Below are 20,572 nucleotides of genomic sequence, written 5' to 3' on the forward strand. Positions count from 1 at the left end.
TCTCCGGGATACAGGTTTACGCAGATGAGCAAGACTTCTCTCGACAAGAGCAAGATCCGGTTCCTTCTTCTTGAAGGTGTGCACCAGAACGCGGTCGATACCCTCAAGGCCGCCGGCTACACCAACATCGAATACCTCACTGGTTCGCTGCCGGAAGCCGAGCTGAAGGAAAAGATCGCCGATGCCCACTTCATCGGCATCCGTTCGCGCACCCAGCTGACCGAAGAGATCTTCGACTGCGCCAAGAAACTGGTCGCCGTTGGCTGCTTCTGCATCGGCACCAACCAGGTCGACCTGGAAGCTGCCCGCGAGCGCGGTATCGCCGTGTTCAACGCGCCATACTCCAACACCCGTTCGGTAGCCGAACTGGTACTGGCCGAAGCCATCCTGCTGCTGCGCGGCATCCCCGAGAAGAACGCTTCCTGCCACCGTGGCGGCTGGATCAAGAGCGCGGCCAACTCCTTCGAAATCCGCGGCAAGAAGCTGGGTATCGTCGGTTACGGCTCGATCGGCACCCAGCTGTCGGTCCTGGCCGAGAACATGGGCATGCAGGTGTATTTCTACGACCCGCTGACCAAGCTGCCACTGGGCAACGCCGTGCAGGTCACCAGCCTGCATGAGCTGCTGGGCCTGGCCGACATCGTTTCGCTGCACGTGCCTGAGCTGCCATCCACCCAGTGGATGATCGGCGAGAAGGAAATCCGCGCGATGAAGAAGGGCGCGATCCTGATCAACGCTGCTCGCGGCACCGTGGTCGAGCTGGACCACCTGGCCGCCGCCATCAAGGACCAGCACCTGATCGGCGCCGCCATCGACGTGTTCCCGGTGGAGCCGCGCTCCAACGACGAGCAGTTCGAAAGCCCGCTGCGTGGCCTGGACAACGTGATCCTGACCCCGCACATCGGTGGCTCCACCGCTGAAGCCCAAGCCAACATCGGCCTGGAAGTGGCCGAGAAGCTGGTCAAGTACAGCGACAACGGTACCTCGGTATCCTCGGTCAACTTCCCGGAAGTGGCCCTGCCGGCGCACCCAGGCAAGCACCGCCTGCTGCACATCCACGAAAACATCCCGGGTGTGCTCAGCGAGATCAACAAGGTCTTCGCCGAGAACGGCATCAACATCTCCGGTCAGTTCCTGCAGACCAACGAGAAAGTCGGTTACGTGGTGATCGACGTTGACGCCGAGTACTCCGACCTGGCGCAAGAGAAGCTGCAACAGGTCAAGGGCACCATCCGTTCCCGCGTCCTGTTCTAAGTTCGCTGGCGGCATGAAAAAGGGAGGCCCTGGTGGCCTCCCTTTTTTTGCCTGTGACATTGGTGTCGCCTGCTTCGCGGGCTTGCCCGCTCCCACAGGGTCCACACCAGCCTTGAAGCCGGTGGTGATCATGTGGGAGCGGGCGAGCCCGCGAAGAGCCCGACACCTATTTCACGTCGACAGTAATCTTCTGCGACACGACGCTCGGCTTGAACGGCACGTGATACTGGTCACCCAGCACCAGCTGCAGGGTGTGCTTGCCCGGGGTCAGCGTAATGCTGGTCTCGGTCTGCGCCTTGCCGAAGTGCAGCACTTGCGGGCCATCCGGCAGCGCGGTGCCGGCCTGTGGCATCAGGCTGGATGGCAGCGCCATGTCGGCCACCGGCTCTTTATCCACATCCACCAGCAGGTGGTGGTGCCCGGTGTGCGGGGTGCTGTCGCCCGCAGGCTTGAGCGCCATGCCCTCGATGCCGAACTTGACGGTGAAGGTCTTGTCGACCGTGGCGCCATCGGCGGGGGAAACGATGAAGACCTTGGCATCCTTGGGCGGCTCCTGGCTCTTCAGGGCATCTGCGGCACTGGCGAACATTGACGCTCCCATCAACAGACCAGCAACGGCAGCACGCGAAAATAGGCTGTTCATTCACTTCTCCTGTGATTCACTTATTGACCGCCGCCAGTATTCCAGTGGCGGCGGTGGTTCACCTTAGTTGATATGTTTGCCCAGATGTTCACATCGTCAGGCAGAAATATTTCAATCAGGGTTAAACAATGCCGAGGCTTCAAGGTCATAGGCTGCGCTCGACCACGGCGAGGAAGAAAGCCGTGGCGAAGGTTATTCATCTGCCAAAGAGAAAGGGGCTTTAATGCGTTCGATCATCGGAGTAATGCTGGCGGTACTGATCACGCCATTGGCTCAGGCCGAGCTGATAGACGAAATTGCCGACCGGGGCGAACTGCGCATTGCCGTACAGGCCGACAACTCGCCGTACGCATTCAAGGAAAATGACCACCTGACCGGTTTCGAGATCGAGTTTGGCCAGGACCTGGCCAAGGAACTGGACCTGCGCGCCGAGTTCATCGAAGCCCCTGCGGCAGAGGTACTGCCCGGTGTCGAGAGTGGCAAGTACGACATCGCACTGACCCCGTCGAGCGAATCGCCCAAAGGTGACGGCCAGCTCGATGTGAGCCTGCCGTTTGGCGAGAAGCAGCTGGTGATCCCGTTCCAGAAGGACAACCCGGCGTTCGAGAGCGCGGTTAACAATGCACTGCAGCGGCTCAAGGACAGCGGGCGGACTGCCGAGCTTGAGCAGAAGTGGTTCAAGGGTGTGCCTGAGACTGCGGCCGGGCAATAGGATTTTTGCTGCCTGTACCGGCCTCTTCGCGGGTGAACCCGCTCCCACAAGTTCTCCACAGCCCTCAAGGCTTGTGATGTCCCTGTGGGAGCGGGTTCACCCGCGAAAGGGCCGGTACAGGCTTAAGCTGAAAGCCCGGCCAGAGCCTGCTGTGCCTCGTCCAGCTCCAGCTCGCTGAACACCATTACCCCCGCCCGCCGCAGCAATGCCGTGGTCACCCCTTCCCCGGCCACCTTCACACCACTGAACGTGCCGTCATAGGTCAACCGGTTGCCACACGAAGGGCTTCCAGCCTTCAGCACGGCCACACGAATGCCATACCGGTGCACCAGCTCCAGCGCCCGCTGCGCCCCGGCCAGGAACTCGGCGCTGACATCCTCGCCCGTCACCGTCAGCACCTGCGCGCCACCGTCGAGCACCTCCCCGCCCTGCCCGCCCGGTATCTCTGCAGGCGGCCGTGGGGTCGGCAAGCCACCCGCCACTTCCGGGCACAACGGCACCACGCGCCCTTCGGCCTGCCAGCGCTGCAACAGGTCGGGGTGGCCACTGGCGCGGCCGTCATAGCGCACCGGTTGCCCCAGCAGGCAGGCGCTGACCAGCACCTTGGGCAGGTCAGAACGGGTCATTGCCACGGCGCCGGAACCAGCCGGTCAACGAAAGCCGCTCACGCCCTGCCGGCAGCACCTCATGGGGCACCTCGCCCGACAGGAACACCACCAGGCAGCCCGCCACCGGCTCGACATCATGCTCGACACCGTCCGCCAGGAACATGCGCAACTGGCCACCGTCCTGCGGCTGCCAGCCTTCATTCAGGTACAGGACTGCCGACACCATGCGCCGGTCATCATCGCGGAAGCGGTCCAGGTGGCGGCGATAGAACGCCCCTGGCGGGTACAAGGCAAAATGGCACTCGAAGTCTTCCAGGCCGAGGTACAAGCCCTGGTTGATGGCCTGGCGCAGCTGGTCCATGGCGCTCAGGTACTGGTCGCAGGCCTCGGCCTGGCCAGGGTCGATCCATTGGATCTGGTCGCCGCGAATGGCCTCGCGCACCTCCTGGGCAGCACCGCGCCCAACCCCTGCAGGGTTGAGTTCGCCTTCGGCATCACGGCGCCGGCACTCGGCCGCGAGCGCGCGCACCAGGTCGGCAGGCAGAAAAAGCGCCTGCTGGGACCAGCCATGGGTGACCAGATCGTCGACGACGGCCGCAAGCATCGGGTGTTCAGGGGAGATGTGCATGGCGCGCATCATATCCATTAGCCATGCCGGCGCACAGCGCCACTTGGCCGAGAAGCACGCGGATATCTCGACAAACCGGCGCCCGGCCACGGACAATAGCCACCTGCCGACAGGAGTCCTGAATGCGCCGTCTGTTTTCCCTGATTCTGCTGATGATCTGCACCGTGCCTGTCTGGGCAGACAACCTGGATCAACTGTACAAGGCCGCCGGCTGGCCCGACCAGCGCGCCCATTTCAATGATGCCCTGACCGCCGCCCAGGAACGCTACCGCAACAGTTTGCCACCCGCCGTGTACCAGGCGCTGGTAAACAACAGCAACCAGCGCTTCCAGGCCCAGGCGGTGGACCGTCGCGCCCAGGCGCAGCTGCGCGCAACCCTGGCCAACCCGGCACCAGCGCTGGCCTTCTTCCGGTCGCCGCTGGGGCGCAAGGTGGTGGCTGCGGAGCTCAAGGCCACACGCAAGGACGAACTGGCCAGGAATGCCAAGGGCTTGCCGAAGATCCAGGCCAGCGATGACCGCCTGCTGATAATCGGCCACCTGGCCCAGGCCCTGCCGGCGCGCGAAGCCGGCGCCGAAGTGAGCCTGGCCATCGCCGGCGTGGCGGCCGACAGCCTCAGCTCGATGATCCCCGGCCTGTTCGGCGGCGGCCAGGCCCAGAACCTGCTCGACGGCCAGCGCCAGCGCCTGATGGGCCAGATCGGCGAAGACCTCAACAACACCCTGCTGTATGTCTATCGCGACCTGTCCGATGCCGAGCTGGAAGAGTTCGCCACCTTTGCCGAGTCGCCAGACGGCAAGGCTTACTACCAGGCCGCCCTGGCCGCCGTTCGCGCAGGCCTGGCGGTTGGCCAGAGCAGCAGCGACCTGAAGTGATCAGCCCAGGCGCTGATCGATGAAGTCGAAGTAGCGCTGGCGAATGCCCGGCAGCTCGTTGGCCAGGTGGTGACGGGCCTCGGGCAGCATCAGAATCTGCGGTTCGGCGAACTTGGCCTTGAGCACTTCGAGGTTGTAGGGCCAATCCACTGTGCCATCCGCTTCTCCTTGCACGATCAACGGCCGCCGCGTGCTGCGCGGCGCGGCCTCGATGCGTTTGACCCAGGCAATCAAGGCACCCACCCAGGCTGTAGGCAGGCGGCGCGGTTGCAGCGGGTCGGCTTCGAGGAACGGCAGGAAGGTCGGGTCATTGGTGTTCTCGCTGAAGCGCCGCTCGATGCCATTCACGAAGTGACGCAACACGCGATAGCTCAGCTTCGACCAGCGCCAGGCACAGGGCCGCACCAGCGGCGCCAACAGGATGACCTGGCCATCGATGGGGCTGCGCGCGCCTTGGTACAACAGGTGGTCCACGGCGATGGCGCCACCGGTGCTTTGCCCGCACAGGTGCCAGGGGCGCGGCAGTTGCAGCGTGCGCGCCTGTTCGAACAAAGCCTCCAGCACTTGCTGGTAAACCGCGAAATCACTGATGCTGGCCCGCTCGCCGCTGGACAGGCCATGGCCGGGCAGGTCGCAACTGATCACGGCGAAACCCTGTTTGAGCGCCCAATCGATCACATGCCGGTAGAGGCCCATATGGTCGTAATAGCCGTGCAGCAGGAACAGCGTCGCGCTCGGCTGCTCGGGTAGCCAGGCCTGCCCGACCAGCTCGAAGCCTGCGGCCTGGAAGCCGCCCAGCCAGCTGCGGGCCGACAGGTTCAGGCCATAGAAGCGCTGGTAGTCCTGCGCCTGCGCCGACAACGGCTGGCGAGCGGTCAACGGCGCCAGGCTGGTGCGCAGGAGGTCGGGGTGAAAGGCAGCGGGCATCGGGTACATCCACAGTGAAGCAAGTATTGATCTGGGATATTCAGCTCTGGCTGGCGTCGTGGCAAGCTTGGACTATGTGTCACCTGTACCGGCCCTATCGCCGGCAAGCCAGCTCCCACAGGTTGCCTACCGGCCTCAGGCCTGGTGATATCCTGTGGGAGCTGGCTTGCCGGCGATAGGGCCAGTGAACCCACACAAGAAACCCGCAGACATCCATGCCGACCCGCCTTGCCAAACCAGTCCTGATCGCCCTCGCCTTGCTGCTCTGCACCACTTTGGTCTGGCAGGCCTACACCACCTTCCAGGCCCGCTACCTGCGCCCGTTCGACAATCAAACCACGCTGTTCGACGGCAGCCAGCTGCAGTTGCCCCCCGAGCTGGCCGGCCCCGGCCCGATCCGGGTAGTGCATTTCTGGGACCCGGCCTGCCCGTGCAACGTCGGCAACCAGCAGCATCTGGGCGACCTGGTCAACCAGTTCGCCAGCCAGGGCGTGACCTTCCACGTGCTGCAAAAGCCCGACAGCCACGGCCAGCTGCCCGCCAACCTCACCGCCCTCAAGCCACTCGCCAGCGTGCCCGGCAGCGAACACCTGCCCGCCTCCCCGGCCGTGGCCATCTGGGACCGGCAAGGCCACCTGGCCTACTTCGGCCCCTACAGCGAAGGCGCCGTGTGCAATGCCAGCAACAGCTTCATCGAACCGATCCTCAAGGCGCTGCTCGACGGCCGCCAGGTGAGTGCCTCCAATACCCTGGCGGTGGGCTGCTACTGCCCCTGGGCCGGCTGACGCACCCGCGCAGGGTTGCCCACCACCACCGCGCCTGCCGGCACGTCACGGGTGACCACACTACCGGCACCCACCACGGCGTTATCGCCAATGGTCACCCCCGGCAGGATGATCGCCGCGCCGCCGATCCACACGTTGTTGCCGATGGTCACCGGCCGGCCACTCTCCAGCCCAGTGCGACGCACCTCGGGGTCGAGCGGGTGGTCGGCGGTATAGATCTGCACGTTGGGGCCGATCTGGCAGTCATCACCGATACGCACCGGCAGCACATCGAGGATCACGCAGTTGAAATTCATGAAGGTGTTACGGCCGACGCTGATGTTGTAGCCATAGTCGCAATAGAACGGCGGGCGGATCACCGCGCCTTCGCCGACCTGGCCAAAGTGCTCTACCAGGAGCCCATGACGTGCGTCGTTGAGCAACTCGACACTGCTGTTGTAGCGGTGCATCCAGTGCTTGTTGGCGATCTGCTCGGCCTGCAGCTCGGGGCAGCCAGCGTGATAGAGCTGGCCTGTAAGCATTTTCTGTTTTTCGCTGAGGGACATGGAAACTCCTTCCTGGGGCTATGCTCTGTTCGCGAATCCGCCGATCATCGGACCACATTTTTCGCTTGAACGCACAAGGAGCCTGCATGAAGCGCAGCCTGACCCTGTTGGCCGTGGTGGTTGCCGTGGCCGCCGGCGCCGGATACTGGTACGTGCAGGGCAAGCTGCCGCAACGCGAGGGCGAGGTGGCCATCGCCGGCCTGCAGGCGCCGGTCAGCGTGCGCTACGATGCCCGCGGCGTGCCGCACCTGCAGGCGCAGAGCGAGCCGGACCTGTACCGTGCCCTCGGTTACGTGCATGCCCAGGACCGGCTGTTCCAGATGGAGATCCTGCGCCGCCTGGCCCGGGGTGAGCTGGCCGAGGTGCTGGGCGACAAGCTGCTGCCCACCGACACCCTGTTCCGCAGCCTGCGCATTCGCGAACAGGCAGCACTGATGGCCAAGCGTCAGGACCGGCAATCGCCCGCCTGGCAAGCCCTGCAAGCCTATCTCGACGGGGTGAACAGCTGGCAGGCCAGCCACCCCAAGCCCATGGAATTCGACCTGCTCGGCATTACCCCGCGCCCATTCAGCGCCGAAGACACCCTGAGCATCGCCGGCTATCTGGCCTACAGCTTTGCCGCCGCGTTTCGCACCGAGCCCGCGCTGACCTACATCCGCGACCAGCTGGGCCCTGAGTACCTGCACATCTTCGATCTCGCCTGGCAGCCCGAGGGCGCCTTGAGTACACCGCTAGCCGCTGCCGACTGGCAAAGCCTGGAGGCCCTCGCCCGCCTCAGCCATGACGCGCTGGGCGATGCGGGCATCCCGCAATTCGAGGGCAGCAACGCCTGGGCCGTGGCCGGCAGCCGCACCCGCAGCGGCAGGCCGCTGCTGGCCGGCGACCCGCACATCGGTTTTGCGGTGCCGGCAGTGTGGTACGAGGCAGAGCTGTCGGCGCCGGGCTTCAACCTGTATGGCTACTTCCAGGCGCTAAACCCGTTCGCCCTGCTCGGCCACAACCGCGACTTCGGCTGGAGCCTGACCATGTTCCAGAACGACGACGTCGACCTGATCGCCGAGCGCATCAACCCGGCCGACGCCAACCAGGTGATGGTCGATGGCAAATGGCAGGCAATGGAAAAGACTGAGCAACAGATCGCCGTCAAAGGCGAAGCACCGGTCACCCTCAGCCTGCGCCGCTCGCCCCATGGCCCGATCGTCAACGACGTGCTGGGCGCCACTGCCGGGCCCACGCCAATCGCCATGTGGTGGGCGTTCCTGGAAACCGAAAACCCGATCCTCGACGGCTTCTACCAGCTCAACCGCGCCGATACCCTGGGCAAGATGCGCGAGGCCGCGGCCAAGGTGCATGCGCCGGGGCTGAACCTGGTGTGGGCCAATGCCCGTGGCGATATCGGCTGGTGGGCGGCGGCGCAGTTGCCGATCCGCCCCGACGGCGTCGACCCCGCGTTCATCCTTGACGGTGCCAGTGCGCAGGCCGACAAGCTCGGCTTCTATCCCTTCAGCGTCAACCCGCAACAGGAGAACCCGGCGCGCGGCTACATTGTCTCGGCCAACTACCAGCCTCCGGCGGCGGTGCCGATACCCGGTTACTACAACCTGCCGGACCGAGGCCGCCAGCTCGACCGCCACCTGGCAAACGCCGAGGTGAAGTGGGATACCCAAAACAGCCAGGCGCTGCAGCTGGACACTGCCAGCGACCATGGCCCGCGCACCCTTGCACCACTGCTGGCAACGCTGCGCGCAGTGGCCGAAGGCGACGAAGAGAAGGAACTGGTCGAGCAACTGGCAGCCTGGAGCGGCGACTACCCGCTCGACTCGACCAGTGCCACGCTGTTCAACCAGTTCCTCTATGAGCTGGCATTCGCGGCCCTGCATGACGAGCTGGGCGACACCTGGTTCCCGGTGCTGATCAGCACCCGCGCCATCGACGCAGCCCTGCCGCGCCTGGCGGCGGATGCCGATTCGCCGTGGTGGAACACCCGCGGAGCCAACCAGGGCACCGACCGTACCGCCGTAGTGCGCACGGCGTGGCAGAACAGCTTGAAGCACCTGCGGGACACCCTGGGCAGTGACCCGGCCAGCTGGCAGTGGGGCAAGGCCCATACCCTGACCCACAACCACCCGCTGGGGGTTAAAAAGCCGCTGAACCTGCTGTTCAACGTCGGCCCGTTCGCCGCACCGGGCACCCATGAAGTGCCGAACAACCTCTCGGCGAAGATCGGCCCGGCGCCATGGCCGGTGACCTATGGGCCGTCGACGCGGCGGCTGGTCGACTTTGCCGATGCCGGGCAGGCGCTGACCACCAACCCGGTCGGGCAGAGTGGCGTGCCGTTCGACAGGCATTTTGCGGATCAGGCCGAAGGGTATGTGCAGGGGCAGTACCAGAAAGCGCAGATGGGGGTGATTCCGGCGCAGAGTACCTTGCGTCTGGTGCCAGCACCGTAGGGGCCGCAAAGCGGCCCCCGACATTTTCGAATTCCCTACAACACTTCCAGCCGAGACCCACTGCATGAAAAGACACTTCATCGAAATCGACGGCGCCCGCATGAGCTACATCGACCAGGGCCAGGGTTTTCCGGTCCTGCTCGGCCACAGCTACCTGTGGTCCGCCGAGATGTGGCAGCCACAAATCGAAGCCTTGTCAGCACACTTCCGCGTCATCGTCCCCGAGCTGTGGGGCCACGGCGGCTCCGATGCTCCGCCTGCCACGACCATCGACATGAACAGCCTGGTCCGCCAGCACCTGACGTTGCTGGACAAACTGGAAATTACCAAGTGCCACCTGGTCGGGCTGTCGGTAGGCGGTATGTGGGGGGCACCGCTGGCTGCTACCCACCCTGAACGAATTGATCGCCTGGTGCTCATGGACACTTACCTGGGCGCCGAGCCGGAGGAGACTCGGCTCAAGTACTTCGCCTTGCTGGATGCCGCCAGCGAAGCCGGCGAATTCAGCGACCTGCTGCTCGACATCATTGTGCCTATTTTTTTCCACGCAGGCGGCCAGACCGTGCCTGAAATCCGTGAGCGGTTTCGTGCCCAGCTGAAGGCAAGCAGTGCACAAACCATTCGCGAGAGCCTCGACCCCATGGGGCGGATAATCTTTGGACGACACGACCTGCTGGAGCAACTCGAGCAGCTGCCGAGCGAGAGAACCATCCTGATGTGCGGCGACCAGGACATTCCGCGGCCGCCGGAAGAGTCCAATGAAATGGCGCGGATCATTGGCTGCCTGGCGGCGCAGATTCCGTTTGCGGGGCATATCTCCAGCCTGGAGAACCCGCGGGTGGTGAATGAATTCTTGCTGAATTGGCTGCCGCGTAACCAGTGAGATTACCGGGGCTGCTTTGCAGCCCTTGTGGGAGCGGGATCACCCGCGAAGCAGGCACCGCGGTGCATGGCACCGGCTTCGCCGGTGTTCGCGGGTGAACCCGCTCCCACAATGGCCTTATTTACCTGACTAACCCTGCCACTTGCCCCCTTCCACGATCACGCTTTCCGGCTTGGTGTCATCGCTCAGTTCCTTGCGCACATACTGGTCATACAGCTTCAGCAGAAACTTCTCCTCCCCCAGCTTGGCCAGCTCGGCATTCACCCAGTCACGCAGCTCGGTGTTGCCCTTCTTAACCGCCGGTGCAATCGGTGCCTCGTCACCCAGCAGCTCAGGCAGCACGCGGTACCCCGGGTTCTGCTTGGCCCAGCTGAACAGAATCAGGTTGTCCTGCGCATAGGCATCGCCACGCCCGGTGGCCAGCGCCTGCAGCGACTCGCTGTTCTTCTCGAACTTGAGCAGTTTCCAGTCGGGGTGGTTCTTGGTCAGCCAGATATCAGCGGTAGTGCCGGTGGTGACGATGATGGTCTTGTCGGCCAGGTCGTCGAGCTTCTGCACCGGGCTGCCATCCGCGACGATGGCCTGCACGGCAACGCGCAGGTTGGGGTTGGTGAAGTCCACCGCTTCCTTGCGCTCCGGGGTCACGGTCATGTTGGCGAGGATCAGGTCGACCTTGTCGCTCTGCAGGAACGGGATACGGCTGGCCGGCTCCACGGCAACGAACTCGACCTTGTTTTCATCACCCAGCAGGTCCTTGGCCAGGCGCCGGCCGATATCGGTGTCAAAGCCTACGTAGCGGCCCTGCTCATCGACGAAACCGAACGGCGGCTTGTCGGTGAACACCCCGACAATCAGCTTGTCGCGGGCCTTGATGGTTTCCAGGTAGCTGGTGGCCGGCGAGGCCGCCGCGGGCTTGGGTGGTTCTTCAGCCTTGTTGCAGCCGGCCAGCAAGGCCAGGCCGAACAACGGCGCCAGCAGTTTGGTGAGGTTGGCAGTTTTCATGACAGTTCCTTGTGCAGTGTCTTCGGCAGGCTTTCTACGAAGGAGAATTTCTCCAGGAACTGCTGCGCGCGTGCGGTCCGCGGTCGTGTGAAGAAGCTCTCGGGGTCGCCCTGTTCAAGGATCCTGCCGGCCTCCATGAACACGATGCGGTCGGCCACCGCGCGAGCGAAGGCCATTTCGTGGGTAACGATAAGCAAGGTCATGCCGTCGCGGGCCAGGCCCTGGATCACCTGCAGCACCTCCTTGACCATTTCCGGGTCGAGGGCTGCGGTAACCTCGTCGAACAGCATCACCTCGGGGTTCATGCACAGCGAACGCACGATGGCGATGCGCTGTTGCTGGCCCCCGGACAACTGCCGGGGAAAGGCGTCGCGCTTGTCCAGCAGGCCGACCCGCGCCAGCAGCGCCTCGGCCTGGGCCTGGGCTTCGGCGCGCTCGCGCCTTTGTACCTTGAGCGGGCCAAGCAGCAGGTTGTCGATCACGCTCATGTGACCGAACAGGTGATAGCTCTGGAACACCATGCCGACCCGCTGGCGGATCTCGCGCCAATCGGTGCGCGGGTCGAGCAGCTCCTGCCCGGCCAGGCGCAGGTGGCCGCCGTGGGCCTGCTCCAGGCCGTTGAGGCAGCGCAGCAGCGTGCTTTTGCCACAACCGCTGGGGCCGAGGATGACCACCACCTCGCCGGCCGCCACCTGGAGGTCGACGTCCTTGAGCACCTGGTGCTCGCCAAAGAACTTGTTGAAACCCTGGAATTCGATCAATGCGCTCATGAGTGGGCCCAGCGGCGTTCCAGCACGCGTGAAGCGGCGGACAGCGGATAGCAGACGATGAAGAAGAACAGGAACAAGGCGCCGTAGATCAGCACCGACTCGTAGGTGCGCTCGATGATCTGCTGGCCGGCCTTGATTACCTCGACCACGCCGATCAGCACCGCCAGCGAGCTGGTCTTGATGATCCGCGTGTAAATGTTGATGGTCGGTGGGGTCATGCGCTTGAGCGCCTGTGGCAACAGCACGTAGCCATACAGCTGCCAGCCGGCCAGGCCGATCGACAACCCCGCCTCGCGCTGGCCGCGCGGCAGCGAGCGCAGCGCGCCACGCACCACCTCGCCCACCTCGCTGGCGCCCCACAGGCCCAGCACCAGTACCGCGCACCAGAAGCTGGGGATGCTCAGGGCCAGGAAGATCGGCAGGCCGAAGAACACCAGGTACAGCCAGACCAGCACCGGGATGGCACGGAACAGCTCCAGGTACACCTGCAAAGCAATGTTCAGGGCCCGGTTGCCCAAGGTTGCCAGTACTCCATAAAGCACACCGCCCAGCGTCGCGAAGAGGATGCCCAGCGCAGAGATGGCCAGGGTCTGCGCCGCGCCGCCAGCCAGCTGCGGCAATGCCTGCAGCAGCAGTTCAGACGCCGAACTGGCCATGTTGCAGCCTCCTTTCGACATAGCGCAGCAGCAACGACAGCGGCAGGAACAGCAGCACACAGAGCAGGGTCAGCACGGTGAGCATTTCATAGGTCTTGTAGTACAGCGCGATGTAGTTCTTGGTGGTGTAGAGAATTTCCGGCACGGCCACCGCCGACACCACGGTGGTTTCCTTGAGCAGGAAGATGAAGTTGGCAAACAGTGCCGGCAGGCTGAGGATGCCGGCCTGGGGCAACACCACATGGCGCAGCAGCTGGCCTTCGGACAGGCCGATGGAGCGCCCGGACTCCAGCTGGGCACGGGGCACGGCCTCGATGCCGGCACGCAGCACCTCGGTGAGGTAGGCACCGCCCATGAAGGTCATGGTGATGATCGCTGCGGCAAAGCCGGAAATCTTCAGGCCCAGGCTGGGCAAGGCGAAGTAGACGAAGAACAGCTGGATCAGCAGCGGCGTGTTGCGGGCCAGCTCCACGTAGGCTTTTACCAGGCGCGACAGGTACGGGGTGCGTAATACCAACAGTGTGGCGTTGACCAGGGCGACCAGCAGCGAGGTGGCGATGGCGATCAGGCCGACCTGCAGGGTCACGCCCACGGCCTTGAGGAAGGCGGGCAGCGTGCCGAGGATGAATGCGGTGTCGAGGGTCATGGTGAAGCAGGTCTGCAGGGTGCGCGTGGGCACGATAGCTAGACTCTAATGATCTAAAAACTTTTTGATAAATACCTTTGTAGCATATGCATATCACTGAGAGTTCCGCGCTGGATGCATGTACTGACGGCGCACGCAGGACCTTGTGGGAGCGGGTTTACCCGCGAAGCAGACAACGCGGTGGATGGCACGGGCTTCGCCCGTGTTCGCGGGTAAACCCGCTCCCACAGGTAACTATGCCCACAAATAAAAACGCCGACACAAGGGTGTCGGCGTTGGGTCATGCAAGGTAATGCAAGCGCATCAGAACGCCGGCAGCACCGCACCTTGGTACTTCTTGGCGATGAATTCCTTCACTTCCGGGCTGGTCAGGGCCTTGGCCAGTTTCTGGATGGCTTCGCTGTCCTTGTTGTCCGGGCGGGCGACCAGGAAGTTCACGTATGGCGAGTCGCTGCCTTCGATTACCAGCGCGTCCTTGGCCGGGTTCAGGCCGGCTTCCAAGGCGTAGTTGGTGTTGATCATGTCCAGGTCGACCTGGTCCAGCACGCGCGGCAGCATGGCCGACTCAAGCTCGCGGAACTTCAGCTTCTTCGGGTTCTCGGCAATGTCCTTGGGGGTGGCCAGGGCATTCTTCGGGTCCTTCAGGGTGATCAGGCCAGCCTTCTGCAACAGCAGCAGGGCTCGGCCGCTGTTGCTGCCCTCGTTAGGGATGGCAACGGTAGCGCCTTCTTTCAGTTCGCTCAGGCTCTTGACCTTCTTCGAGTAACCACCGAAGGGTTCGACGTGCACGCCGATCACGGTATCCAGGTGGGTGCCCTTGCCTTCGTTGAAGTTCTGCAGGTACGGCAGGGTCTGGAAGTAGTTGGCGTCCAGGCGCTTCTGGTCAACCTGCACGTTCGGCTGCACGTAATCGGTGAAGACCTTGATCTGCAGGTCCACACCTTCCTTGGCCAGGGTCGGCTTGATCAGCTCGAGGATTTCGGCGTGCGGTACCGGGGTGGCGGCAACCACCAGTTTCTCGGCGGCGGCAGCCAGGCCGGCAAACGACAGGGCAGCAGCCAGGGCAGTGGTCAGCAGGGTCTTCTTCATGGTGGTCCTTGTTCTGGTCTGGGCCATCGACGATGGCGAATCGGGTGCCCAACCGGTTCACCAGCGGGCGTGAGGCGGACAATACCCAGATTTTTTATTCCGTAACAATATCTTTTATTTAGCTTCTTATTCCAAAAACAAACTGCCATCAGCCACTTTGCTTATGAGCGATGTCTAGCGCGCGGGGTTTGGCAGGTCGAGGTCTTCAGCCAGGATCTCTTCGCCGTCATTCACCAGCAAGGCGAAGTGGATGACGTTCTCCAGTTCACGGGTGTTGCCGGGCCATGGGTGTGCCTCCAGCGCCTGCTGCGCCGCCTCGCTCACCAGCGGCACAGGCCGTTGCAGGCGCACGCTGTAGATGCCCACGAAATACTCGGCCAACGGCAGGATATCGCCTGGCCGCTCGCGCAGTGGCGGCAGCTCCAGCGCCCCCTCGCGCAGGTACTGGTACAGGCGCTCGTTGAAGCGCCCTGCGCGCACTACCCGCGCCAGGTCGATACTGGTAGCGGCCACCAGGCGCACGTCCACCGGTTGCGGCTGCGGCGCGCCCACCCGGGTAACCTCGCGGTTTTCCAGGGCGGCCAGCAGCTTGCCCTGGATGGCCAGCGGCAAGTCGGCGATCTCGTCCAGGTACAACGTGCCGCCGTTGGCCGAGCCGAACCAGCCGGCGCGGCTGCTGGCTGTGCCGCCCTGGCTGCCGGCACTGTAGCCGAACAGCTCGGCATCGGCGTAGGTGGGGCTGATGGCCGCGCAGTTGACCGACACGAACAACCCGCTGCGGTCACTGGCACGGTGGATCTGCCGAGCCAGCAGTTCCTTGCCGGTACCGGTTTCGCCACGGATCAGCACTGGCAAGGGTTGTGGCGCCAGGTGCTCGAGCTCCTCGCGCAACTGCTGCGAACGTGGGTCGATGAACACCAGCGCCTTGGCGCGGATGCTCAGCGGGCTCTTGTCCAGCTCAGGGAAGGTCAGCAACGGCTGGCCAAAAGGGTTTTGAAAAGTCATGACGAACTCCCGCCCCAGGCCTTCAATGGCCGGGCGTCAGGCAAACGGTAAACAGTAAGGGCGATCAGGCGCGGCGCAGTGCGCGCTGCTCGACCCGGCTCTGCAAGCGATACAAGTAGGCGAAACCCTGTTCCCAGCGCTCATGGCCGGACTTGACGTTGATGTGCCCGGCGTTGGTCAGCAGCCCTGCTTCGGCGCCCCAGACCTGGGCCAGGTACAACGCCCTTGGCACGCTTACGGCCGGGTCGTTGTCCGAGCTGACCACCTGGCTGGGGAATGGCAGTGCTTCGGTCGGGATCGGCGCGAAGTTGCGCAGAGCCGGCGCGCAGGTTGGCCGCTCTACGTCAGCGGGTGCCACCAGCAGCGCACCACGTACCCGCCGCAGCAGGGCCGGGCTGGCTTGCGCGGCCCAATGAGCGACGGTTATGCAGCCCAGGCTATGGGCAATCAGAATCACCGGCGAGCGCTCGGCGGCAATCGCCTGCTCCAGTGCCTGCACCCAGTCCTGGCGTTGCGGGGTCAGCCAGTCGTGCTGCTCGACCCGGGCACTGTTGGGCAGGGTGCGCTGCCAGTGACTTTGCCAATGGTTGTCTGGCGATCCTTGCCAGCCCGGCACAATCAGGTAACGAATCGACTCATTGCGCATGGGGACGCCTCCAGTGAGTTTGCGTGCTTGGAGACAAGTATAGGGAGGGAGTTATATCAGTAAAGGAATAAGAAGCTATTTATTAATAACCAAAAATGCAATCCTTGTGGGAGCGGGTTTACCCGCGAATGCGTCGGTGATGCCTACATCGCATTCGCGGGTGAACCCGCTCCCACAGGGGGCATTGATAGCCATGAAATCCGGCCAAAAAAAAGGGCCATCCCCTGCCAAGAGATATGGCCCCTAAGCACTTGCCTGAAGAAAGTTGACGAGTTCAGCGCGCGGTAATCACCGCCAGCTTGCTGATCCCCGCACGTTCGATAGCCGCCATGGCCCGCGCCACTTCACCGTAGTTCACGCCGTCATCGGCCTGCAGCTGTACGCGCACGTCCACGTCCTTGTCCTTGGCGGCCTTTAGGCTGGTTTCCAGCAGGTCGGGCTGGATCTCGTCCTTGTTGATGAACAACTTGCCGTCACCATCGATGCTGACCACCAGCGGGTCCTTCTGCTCCACCGGGGCCACGGCCTCGGTCTTGGGCAGGTTGATGGGGATGGCATTGGTCAGCAGCGGCGCGGTGACGATGAACACCACCAGCAGCACCAGCATGACGTCCACCAACGGCGTGACGTTGATTTCACTGAGAACTTCGTCGCTGTCCTGGGTCGAAAAGGCCATGTCAGGACGCCTCCTTCACCGGTTGGGTGAAACCGGCCTGGGGCCTGTGCACGGCCGGGTGCACCAGCACGCGGAAAGCACTCTTCTGCGCCAGGCTGTAGAAGTCGTGGGCGAAGTCATCGAGGTCGGCCGCGGTGAGCTTGAGGCGGCGCAGGAAGTAGTTGTAGACCAGCACCGCCGGCACCGCGACGGCGATACCCACGCCGGTGGCCACCAGTGCCGCGCCGATCGGCCCGGCCACGGTTTCCAGGCTGGCGGAGCCGGCCGCGCTGATGCCCTTGAGTGCTTCCATGATGCCCCATACGGTGCCGAACAGGCCGATGAAGGGCGAGGTACTGCCAATACTGGCAACCACCGCCAGGCCGGTTTCCAGCGAACGGCGCTCACGCACGATCTGCTGGCGCAGGGCGCGCTCCAGGCGGTCCTGATGGTTGATGGCGTGGCTCAGGTCATTGGCCTGGCTGTCACCGACGGCGATGGCGGCATAACCGGCCTGGGCAACACGGGCGGCAGGGCCAGGCAGGTCGTGGCTGGGCTCGGCAGCCGAGTCCAGGCTCGAGGCGGCCCAGAATTGCTGGTGGAAGCGTTTGTCCTGGTTCTTCAGCCGCACGAACTGCACGACCTTGACCAGGGCCAGGCCCCAGGTGGCGACAGAAAAACCGACCAGCAGCCAGATGACTGCGCTTTCAACGGATTCGAGGGGGGATGCCAGCAGGCTCATGATGATGTCTTCCTGTGTTCTGCGAAAAAGTTAGCGAAGCTTGAAATCGATCGGCACGCTGACCCAGCCGGTCTGGGCCACGTCGCCCTGCTTGGCAGGCACGAAACTCCAGCGCTTGACCGCGGCCAGTGCGGCAGCGTCGAGGGCATCACGACCGCTGCTCTTCTGGATCTGGATCTGCCCGGGCTTGCCGCTGGGCAGCACCTCGACGCGCAGCAGCACGGTGCCTTCCCAACCGCGGCGCTGGGCCATCTGCGGGTACTCCGGCGCCGGGTTCTTCAGGTACGCCGCGTTGGCCGATGCCGGGGTGACCGGGGCGGGTGGCGCTGGCGGTGCCGGGGCAGCCACAGGGGCTGGCGGCGGCGCTTCGACCGGCTTGGGCTGCGGTTTGGGCTGTTGCTTGACCACCGGCTTGGGCACGGGCTTTGGCTTGGGTTTGGGCTTGGCGGCCAGCTCGTCGACCACCGGCGGAGGTGGCGGCTGGACCACCGGCGGTGCCGGGGCTGGTGGCGGTGGCTCGACTACAGGCGGTGCCGGCGCGGCGAACTCGATGGTCATCGGCGGTACTTGCGGTGGCACCACCGGCAGCTCGGGCGTTGGTGCCTGGCTGACCCAGTACGCTGCAGCGCCATGCAGGGCCAGCACCAGCAGGCCCAACACCAGCTTGTCGCGGCGCTTGAGCCCGCTGACAGGCGTGCGTTGCAGGCGCAGCTGGCCAAGCGGGAGGCGAAGCGTGCGTCCAAGGTCGACCAGGTCACCCGGTGCCGGGCGCCATGGCTGGTCGTAGGCCCTGACGGCCGACTGGACATTACCCATTGATCAAACTCCTGGGGTCTCGATTCAGGTGTGTGGCTGAATCATCGCGGCCAGGGGCTTATCTCTTAAAGTAATGTTTAAAATTATAGTTAGAACTTTACTGAATATAGTTTTTTAGGGATTGTGGCAAAGCCGCGGAATTCGCGGGCTGTGGCCGGGCGGGTTTTCAATCATGCATTGCCGGCATGCGAAATATTCGCGTAAGGCATGAGATTGCCGCGAGGGCTGCGCCCTCGATCGCCGGCAAGCCAGCTCCCACAGATGTGGGAGCTGGCTTGCCGGCGATGGGCTGCAAAGCAGCCCCGGCAATCCATCAGGCATAAAAAAGCCCAGTAGCAACCCTGGGCTTTTTCATCATCAAAGGCGACTCAGATATCCGCCACCTTCTGCCAAACCTTCGGCCGGAAGAACAATGTCTCCCCCCGCGCCAACCCGGTCAGGCTGTCATGGTCCTTGACCACTTCGGCCTCGATCAGCTCGCTCTGCCCTTCTACCTTCAAGGTCACCCGCGTGGTCGCGCCCAACGGCCGGATATCCCGCACCTCGGCCGCATGGTGCCCTTCGGTCTCGTGTCGCGACAGCGACACTTCGTGCGGGCGGAACAGCACATGATGCCCTTCGCTCAGGGCCAGGCGGTTGGAATCACCGAGGAAGTGGTAGACGAAATCGTTGGCCGGGTGCTCGTACACCTCGCCCGGCGAGCCGATCTGCTCGATCACGCCCTTGTTCATCACCACGATGCGGTCAGCCACCTCCATGGCTTCTTCCTGGTCGTGGGTGACGAACACCGACGTCAGGTTGATGTCCTCGTGCAGGCGCGCCAGCCAGCGGCGCAGCTCCTTGCGCACCTTGGCATCCAGCGCACCGAAAGGCTCGTCCAGCAGCAGCACCTTGGGCTCCACCGCCAGCGCACGGGCCAGGGCGATACGCTGGCGCTGGCCACCGGACAACTGCTCGGGGTAGCGGTCGGACAGCCAGTCCAGCTGCACCATGTTCAGCAGTTCATGCACCTTCTCGGCAATCTTGCTCTCGCTCGGGCGCTCGCCCTTGGGCTTCATGCGCAGGCCGAAGGCAACGTTGTCGAACACACTCATGTGGCGGAACAACGCGTAGTGCTGGAACACGAAACCGACGTTGCGGTCGCGCACGTCATGGCCGGACACGTCCTCGCCATGGAACACGATATTGCCCTGGTCGGGGGTTTCCAGGCCGGCGATGATGCGCAGCAACGTGGTCTTGCCGCAGCCGGACGGGCCGAGCAGGGCCACCAGCTCGCCGCTGTTGATGTCCAGGTTGATGTTGTCCAGGGCCTGGAAGCTGTTGAAGCGCTTGCTGACGTTACGAACTTCGATCGACATGAATCATTCCTCCGCGGCGCTGTGGCGCAGGCGGTTAATACGGTTCTCGCTCCACTGCTTGAGCAGCAGGATGAAGAGCGCCAGGATCAGCAGCAGGCTGGCCACGCTGAAGGCCGCGACATGGTTGTACTCGTTGTAGAGGATCTCCACGTGCAGCGGCAAGGTGTTGGTCACGCCGCGAATGTGGCCGGACACCACCGACACCGCGCCAAACTCGCCCATGGCCCGCGCGGTGCACAGCACCACGCCGTAGATCAGGCCCCATTTGATGTTCGGCAGGGTCACGTGCCAGAACATCTGCCAGCCATTGGCGCCGAGCAGGCGCGCGGCCTCCTCTTCCTGCGTGCCCTGCTCCTGCATCAGCGGGATCAGCTCACGGGCCACGAACGGTACGGTGACGAAGATGGTGGCCAGGACGATGCCCGGCAGGGCGAACACGATCTGGATATCGTGGTCCTGCAGCCACGGCCCGAACAGGCCTTGCGCACCGAACATCAGCACGTAGACCAGGCCGGCGATCACCGGCGATACCGAGAACGGCAGGTCGATCAGGGTGACCAGGATACTCTTGCCACGGAAAGTGTACTTGCTCACGCACCAGGCGGCGCTGACGCCGAACACCAGGTTCAGCGGTACCGAAATGACCACGGCGAGCAGGGTCAGCTTCAGCGCCGACAACGCGTCAGGCTCGAAGATCGCTTCGAAGAAGGTGCCAAAGCCGTTCTTCAGCGCCTGCGATACCACGATCACCAGTGGCAGCAGCAGGAACAGCGCGAACACCAGCCAGCCAAGGCCGATCAGGATACGCCGCGAAGTGGCGCTGCCCCGGCGGGCGGCGTTGGCGGCGGCGGTTGCATTCAGGGATGAACTGGACATG

General features: G+C 63.8%; 23 protein-coding genes. 6 read left to right on the plus strand and 17 right to left on the minus strand.

Annotated elements, in window-relative coordinates; genetic code table 11:
• Positions 1 to 24 precede the first annotated feature (24 nt).
• The gene (serA, locus tag RYH74_RS01310; RefSeq protein WP_003258542.1) at positions 25 to 1,254 is read left to right on the plus strand and encodes a phosphoglycerate dehydrogenase; all 1,230 of its coding nucleotides are present in this window, start codon (positions 25 to 27) and stop codon (positions 1,252 to 1,254) included.
• A 166-nt stretch (positions 1,255 to 1,420) separates the two neighbouring features.
• Here serA and RYH74_RS01315 read toward each other — a convergent pair whose 3' ends face one another.
• Positions 1,421 to 1,897, minus strand: coding sequence for a DUF4399 domain-containing protein (locus RYH74_RS01315; protein ID WP_025341008.1), 477 nt, complete (start codon positions 1,895 to 1,897; stop codon positions 1,421 to 1,423).
• Positions 1,898 to 2,120: 223 nt separating this feature from the next.
• On the opposite strand from RYH74_RS01315, the gene RYH74_RS01320 reads away from it, so the two are divergent.
• Positions 2,121 to 2,609 (plus strand): substrate-binding periplasmic protein, encoded by a 489-nt coding sequence (locus RYH74_RS01320; protein ID WP_085614574.1) that lies wholly within the window; start codon positions 2,121 to 2,123, stop codon positions 2,607 to 2,609.
• A gap of 122 nt (positions 2,610 to 2,731) precedes the next feature.
• Here RYH74_RS01320 and RYH74_RS01325 read toward each other — a convergent pair whose 3' ends face one another.
• Both RYH74_RS01325 and RYH74_RS01330 read right to left on the minus strand, forming a co-directional pair.
• Positions 2,732 to 3,235 (minus strand): DUF523 domain-containing protein, encoded by a 504-nt coding sequence (locus RYH74_RS01325; protein WP_286100731.1) that lies wholly within the window; start codon positions 3,233 to 3,235, stop codon positions 2,732 to 2,734.
• On the minus strand, positions 3,222 to 3,854 hold the full coding sequence (locus RYH74_RS01330; RefSeq protein WP_317408939.1) for a 2OG-Fe(II) oxygenase: 633 nt from the start codon (positions 3,852 to 3,854) through the stop codon (positions 3,222 to 3,224). The genes RYH74_RS01325 and RYH74_RS01330 overlap by 14 nt, the downstream gene beginning before the upstream one ends.
• A gap of 113 nt (positions 3,855 to 3,967) precedes the next feature.
• On the opposite strand from RYH74_RS01330, the gene RYH74_RS01335 reads away from it, so the two are divergent.
• A complete protein-coding gene (locus RYH74_RS01335; protein WP_003258544.1) occupies positions 3,968 to 4,720 on the plus strand; it encodes a DUF2059 domain-containing protein in 753 nt (250 codons plus the stop codon).
• Here RYH74_RS01335 and RYH74_RS01340 read toward each other — a convergent pair whose 3' ends face one another.
• Positions 4,721 to 5,647 carry an alpha/beta hydrolase gene (locus RYH74_RS01340; RefSeq protein WP_084785297.1) on the minus strand — a complete coding sequence of 309 codons (927 nt, stop codon included), beginning with the start codon at positions 5,645 to 5,647 and terminating at the stop codon, positions 4,721 to 4,723.
• Positions 5,648 to 5,862: 215 nt separating this feature from the next.
• Here RYH74_RS01340 and RYH74_RS01345 point away from each other — a divergent pair, with 215 nt between their 5' ends.
• A complete protein-coding gene (locus RYH74_RS01345; RefSeq protein WP_075046688.1) occupies positions 5,863 to 6,432 on the plus strand; it encodes a DUF6436 domain-containing protein in 570 nt (189 codons plus the stop codon).
• Here RYH74_RS01345 and RYH74_RS01350 read toward each other — a convergent pair.
• A complete protein-coding gene (locus tag RYH74_RS01350; protein ID WP_015272200.1) occupies positions 6,411 to 6,977 on the minus strand; it encodes a sugar O-acetyltransferase in 567 nt (188 codons plus the stop codon). The genes RYH74_RS01345 and RYH74_RS01350 overlap by 22 nt on opposite strands.
• Before the next feature lie 86 nt (positions 6,978 to 7,063).
• Here RYH74_RS01350 and RYH74_RS01355 point away from each other — a divergent pair, with 86 nt between their 5' ends.
• On the plus strand, positions 7,064 to 9,427 hold the full coding sequence (locus tag RYH74_RS01355) for a penicillin acylase family protein (protein WP_075046689.1): 2,364 nt from the start codon (positions 7,064 to 7,066) through the stop codon (positions 9,425 to 9,427).
• A gap of 64 nt (positions 9,428 to 9,491) precedes the next feature.
• Positions 9,492 to 10,310 (plus strand): alpha/beta fold hydrolase, encoded by an 819-nt coding sequence (locus RYH74_RS01360; protein WP_075046690.1) that lies wholly within the window; start codon positions 9,492 to 9,494, stop codon positions 10,308 to 10,310.
• A 129-nt stretch (positions 10,311 to 10,439) separates the two neighbouring features.
• Here RYH74_RS01360 and RYH74_RS01365 read toward each other — a convergent pair whose 3' ends face one another.
• The 12 genes from RYH74_RS01365 to cysW form a co-directional block, all read right to left on the minus strand.
• Positions 10,440 to 11,312, minus strand: a complete 873-nt coding sequence (locus RYH74_RS01365) for a transporter substrate-binding domain-containing protein (RefSeq protein ID WP_015272203.1) — start codon at positions 11,310 to 11,312, stop codon at positions 10,440 to 10,442.
• Positions 11,309 to 12,082: an amino acid ABC transporter ATP-binding protein gene (locus tag RYH74_RS01370; protein WP_054573408.1), complete on the minus strand. Its 774-nt coding sequence runs from the start codon at positions 12,080 to 12,082 to the stop codon at positions 11,309 to 11,311. The genes RYH74_RS01365 and RYH74_RS01370 overlap by 4 nt, the downstream gene beginning before the upstream one ends.
• Positions 12,079 to 12,738 carry an amino acid ABC transporter permease gene (locus RYH74_RS01375; protein ID WP_025341019.1) on the minus strand — a complete coding sequence of 220 codons (660 nt, stop codon included), beginning with the start codon at positions 12,736 to 12,738 and terminating at the stop codon, positions 12,079 to 12,081. The genes RYH74_RS01370 and RYH74_RS01375 overlap by 4 nt, the downstream gene beginning before the upstream one ends.
• Complete coding sequence (locus tag RYH74_RS01380) at positions 12,719 to 13,384, minus strand: amino acid ABC transporter permease (RefSeq protein WP_075047059.1); 666 nt, start codon at positions 13,382 to 13,384, stop codon at positions 12,719 to 12,721. Before RYH74_RS01380 ends, RYH74_RS01375 begins: the two co-directional genes overlap by 20 nt.
• A gap of 303 nt (positions 13,385 to 13,687) precedes the next feature.
• The gene (locus RYH74_RS01385) at positions 13,688 to 14,473 is read right to left on the minus strand and encodes a MetQ/NlpA family ABC transporter substrate-binding protein (RefSeq protein WP_025341021.1); all 786 of its coding nucleotides are present in this window, start codon (positions 14,471 to 14,473) and stop codon (positions 13,688 to 13,690) included.
• Positions 14,474 to 14,647: 174 nt separating this feature from the next.
• Positions 14,648 to 15,478, minus strand: coding sequence for a sigma 54-interacting transcriptional regulator (locus RYH74_RS01390; protein WP_274078254.1), 831 nt, complete (start codon positions 15,476 to 15,478; stop codon positions 14,648 to 14,650).
• Positions 15,479 to 15,542: 64 nt separating this feature from the next.
• The gene (locus RYH74_RS01395) at positions 15,543 to 16,124 is read right to left on the minus strand and encodes an alpha/beta hydrolase (protein WP_013974692.1); all 582 of its coding nucleotides are present in this window, start codon (positions 16,122 to 16,124) and stop codon (positions 15,543 to 15,545) included.
• A gap of 274 nt (positions 16,125 to 16,398) precedes the next feature.
• Positions 16,399 to 16,800, minus strand: coding sequence for an ExbD/TolR family protein (locus tag RYH74_RS01400; protein ID WP_025341024.1), 402 nt, complete (start codon positions 16,798 to 16,800; stop codon positions 16,399 to 16,401).
• A 1-nt stretch (position 16,801) separates the two neighbouring features.
• On the minus strand, positions 16,802 to 17,521 hold the full coding sequence (locus tag RYH74_RS01405) for a MotA/TolQ/ExbB proton channel family protein (protein WP_075046694.1): 720 nt from the start codon (positions 17,519 to 17,521) through the stop codon (positions 16,802 to 16,804).
• 30 nt (positions 17,522 to 17,551) lie between these two features.
• The gene (locus tag RYH74_RS01410; RefSeq protein WP_317408858.1) at positions 17,552 to 18,337 is read right to left on the minus strand and encodes an energy transducer TonB; all 786 of its coding nucleotides are present in this window, start codon (positions 18,335 to 18,337) and stop codon (positions 17,552 to 17,554) included.
• 368 nt (positions 18,338 to 18,705) lie between these two features.
• Positions 18,706 to 19,695 (minus strand): sulfate/molybdate ABC transporter ATP-binding protein, encoded by a 990-nt coding sequence (locus tag RYH74_RS01415; RefSeq protein WP_013974693.1) that lies wholly within the window; start codon positions 19,693 to 19,695, stop codon positions 18,706 to 18,708.
• A 3-nt stretch (positions 19,696 to 19,698) separates the two neighbouring features.
• Positions 19,699 to 20,571, minus strand: a complete 873-nt coding sequence (gene cysW / locus RYH74_RS01420; RefSeq protein WP_025341027.1) for a sulfate ABC transporter permease subunit CysW — start codon at positions 20,569 to 20,571, stop codon at positions 19,699 to 19,701.
• Position 20,572 lies beyond the last annotated feature (1 nt).

Origin of the sequence: Pseudomonas sp. LSJ-87 (assembly GCF_032971465.1) — a bacterium.
Taxonomy (GTDB): domain Bacteria; phylum Pseudomonadota; class Gammaproteobacteria; order Pseudomonadales; family Pseudomonadaceae; genus Aquipseudomonas; species Aquipseudomonas putida_Z.